Annotated in this window: 1 pseudogene; it reads left to right on the top strand. The window is 60.6% G+C overall.

What is annotated here, in order from left to right:
* Window positions 1-459: 459 nt before the first annotated feature.
* Window positions 460-986, top strand: a pseudogene (locus ISP14_RS18720) (OmpA family protein); the annotation flags it as partial.

Here is a 986-nt window from a genome sequence, read left to right as displayed (position 1 = left end):
CTGGAAGGCCCGATCGGCCACGGTGCGGACAACCCGATCGGCGACAACGCCACCGACGCGGGTCGTGCGCAGAACCGTCGCGTGGAGCTGCAGGTCCAGCAGTAATCGGACTTGTCGCAGTGTCACGAAAAAGCCCGGCATATGCCGGGCTTTTTCGTGAATGGGTCAAATCGGGCCGATTTGCCCGGGAGCGCGTCTTTCAATACGAAAAATACACGCAGGCAGGAGTAGGGGAGATACGGGCTGTCGACCCTGAACGATAGTGTACTGAGTAGTGCAAAAGCCGTTTTGATTCTGCTGCGCGGAGTTTAACGAATTTGCTACACTCGCCACCGCTTGCAGAGTACGTACGCCAAGCAACAGGCGTTACAAGCTGTCGAAGATGTTAAAAGCGATGCCATTGCAATGGCCGTTTGGCGTGTAACGGATGCGAAGACCAAATTGACGAGGAGAGACCTGATGAAACACAAGGGCCTTTATTTCATGGTTGCCCTGGCCTTGGGCGGCGTGGGCGCTGTTCACGCGCAGGACAACACGGCGGCGACCACCGGCAGCAGCGAGAGCACTGCCGCTCCGGCATGGCCGAACGGCTTTGATGACCGCTGGTACATCGCGCCGACCATCGGCGGGTACTTCAACGACTCGAATCGCAACACCAACAGCCGCCAGATCTACTACGGCCTGGCCGTGGGCAAGTTCTTTACGCCGGACCTCTCGCTGGACGTGTTCGCGGACCGCACCAAGCGCCGGATCGACAACCACGCCGGTAACTGGTCCAGCAACAACGTCGGCGTTGCCGCGCGCTGGTACTTCACCAACTGGTCGTGGCGCCCGTACCTGCTGGGTGCCGTGATGGGCAGCCACCACAAGAACCCGGTGGACAGCGACTGGGCACCGGCGGCCGAACTGGGCCTGGGTCTGTCCAAGGCGATCACCGACAGCTCCGACTTCCGCGTGGAAGGCGGTTACCGCTACGACTGGGACGA

Source organism: Dyella agri, from assembly GCF_044904705.1.
GTDB lineage: Bacteria > Pseudomonadota > Gammaproteobacteria > Xanthomonadales > Rhodanobacteraceae > Rhodanobacter_A > Rhodanobacter_A agri.
This window is presented reverse-complemented; position numbering and strand designations above follow the sequence as displayed.